Here is a 2666-nt window from a genome sequence, read left to right on the forward strand (position 1 = left end):
GGCTATCGGCGGCTCTTCGTGCTGCTGCGGCGCGAAGGCGAGCCTGCCGGGATCAATCGGATCTGTCGGCTCTGCCGCGAGGAAGGACTGACGGTGCGCAGGCGAAAGGCCCGGCGCAGGGTGATCGGGACGCGCGCCCCGATCCTGGTCGAGGCGCGGCCCAAGGCGCGCTGGTCGCTGGATTTCGCTTCGCGGACCTACGGTTCGTTCCTGACCAGTTCGCGGGCGGCCATCGCTTCCGGGGGCTCAACGTGGTCGACGACGTCACTCGGGAATGTCCCGCGGCGATCCCGGACACTGCGATCCCGGGGCGCCGCGTGGCGCGTGGCGCGTGAACTGACGGCCCTCCCCGAGCGCCGTGGCAAACCCGGCAGGATCGTCAGTGATAATGGAACGGAGCTGACCAGGAACGCGATCCTGCGGTGGTGTTCGGAGCACCGGATCGAATGGCACGACATCGCGCCGGGCAAGCCCATGCAGAACCGTCGCAGGCTCTCTCGAACCGATGGCCTTCGCCTGCTCCACGTCGAAAGCCTCAATGGGCGGATGCGCGACGAGCTGCTCAACGAGACAATATTCCGCAATCCGGCACATGCGCGCGTCGGGATCGCGGTCTGGACCGAAGACGACAACACCGAGCGCCCCCATTCGGCCCTGGACGACCGCCCCCCCGCTGACGACGCGCGGGCCCTGAGCACCGCAATCGCCCGCTCCGCCGCGCGAGATGAAAGCTCCCCGCGTCGGGCGATTGCTCAACCTGCGCCGATCAGCGTCAACAACAACCGGGCTCAAGTCGCGGCCGGATGAAAGTTCAGTGGCAGGTCAACATTCCTTTCCAGATTCAAACCGAGTCTTGTAGTACTGACAGAACCGCCTCTAATTATGGGACCCCCTGTGTCAGGGAAGTTGTCCGGCCCTGTAATTTTCTCTGTAATTGCATGGGGGCGAGATAAGGACGACGACGTGGGTTATTCACCTGAACGTAAAGCAGCGATTTTGAGGCGGATGCTTCCGCCGGAGGCGACGCCGATCCGGCGTCTTTCGCTGGAGGAGGGGATCTCCGAGGGGACGCTGCATATCTGGCGGCGCGAAGCCCGCAATAAAGGGCAACTTTTGCCCGATGCGGAGGCTGGCCCCGAGGACTGGAGCTCGCGCGACAAATTTGCCGCCGTTCTTGAAGCTGCGGCGTTGAACGAGGCGGATCTGGCCGCCTGGTGCCGCGAGCGCGGGCTTTATCCAGAGCAGATCAAAGCATGGCGTCAGGCCTGTGAAGCCGCCAATGACCGGGCGCAGGCGAACACGGCCAAGGCGTCCCAGACCTCCAGGGAGGAGCGCAAGCGGATCAAAGCCCTGGAACGCGAACTGGCGCGCAAAGAACGCGCCCTGGCGGAAGCCGCAGCCCTTCTTGTTCTCAGAAAAAAGGCGGCAGCGATCTGGGGCGAGGAAGAGGACGCATGATCAGCACCCCGGATCGCAAGACAACCGCCCGGCTGATCGAAGAGGCCATGGCCGCCGGCGTGCGCCGCACCAGGGCCTGCGCCGCGCTTCAGATCAGCGAGCGCACCCTGCGCCGCTGGCGTCAGGGTATGCCTGCGGGTGAAGTCCACGCAGACCGACGGCCGGGTGCGCTACGTCCCGCGCCTGCGAACAAACTCAGCGATGAGGAATGCGCGGACATCCTGTCCGTTTGTAATTCTTCGGAATTCGCCAGCCTGCCACCCAGCCGGATCGTGCCGCGGCTGGCCGATCAGGGGCGCTATATCGCCTCGGAATCCAGCTTCTGCCGCGTGCTGCGCGCCCATGGCCAGCAGCATCACCGTGGTCGCAGCCGGGCCCCGCGACGGCTTAATCCGCCGACCAGCTATCAGGCCACCGGCCCTTGCCAGATCTGGACGTGGGATATCACCTGGATGCCAGGGCCGATCGCGGGGAGCTTCTTTTATCTCTATCTGATCCTCGACATCTTCAGCCGCAAGATCGTCGGTTGGGAGGTCCATGAGATGGAGCGAGCCGAATTAGCTGCCGGCGTCGTCCAGCGCGCGGTCTGGGCCGAGGCCTGCATTGCCAGACCGAAGGTGCTGCATGCCGACAACGGCGCGCCTATGAAAGGCGTCACTATGAAGACGACGCTGGAGCGCCTGGGCATCACTGCATCCTACTCTCGCCCGCGTGTCAGCAACGATAACCCCTTCTCCGAAGCACTCTTCCGCACCTGCAAATATCGGCAGGCATGGCCGCGCAAAGGCTTTGCCGACAAGGCGCAGGCGCAGGCCTGGGTCAAGGCCTTCGTGAATTGGTATAACGCCGAGCACCTCCACAGCGCGCTGCGCTTCGTCACGCCCAACAGCCGACACGCAGGAGAAGAGCCCCGGATGCTGGCAAAGCGCGCTGATCTCTATGCCAAAGCCCGCGCTGCAAATCCTCAGCGCTGGACAGGAAAGGCCCGCAACTGGCAACCCATCGGACCAGTTTGGCTCAACCCCCAACGCAATGTCTCAGCGGCAGGAATTAGAGACGCCGCTTAACAAAAGGCCGGACAACTTCTTTGACAAACACCGGGGAGATGACGATATCACAATGGTGCGGTCGTGAGGGGCAAAACTTCAGCGTTTTCAGCGTTTTTGAGGTGGTTCTGTTGATCTGAACAAGTTCCGGGCGTTTTATAA

The 2666-nt window shown here is 63.4% G+C and carries 2 pseudogenes; both read left to right on the forward strand.

From position 1 onward, the window contains the following. Nucleotides 1-807 (forward strand): annotated as a pseudogene (locus EG244_RS19970) (integrase core domain-containing protein); the annotation flags it as partial. A 198-nt stretch (nt 808-1005) separates the two neighbouring features. Beyond that, nucleotides 1006-2525 (forward strand): annotated as a pseudogene (locus EG244_RS19975) (IS3 family transposase). Nucleotides 2526-2666 lie beyond the last annotated feature (141 nt).

It is taken from the genome of Falsigemmobacter faecalis (assembly GCF_003863335.1).
GTDB classification, from domain to species: Bacteria; Pseudomonadota; Alphaproteobacteria; order Rhodobacterales; family Rhodobacteraceae; genus Wagnerdoeblera; species Wagnerdoeblera faecalis.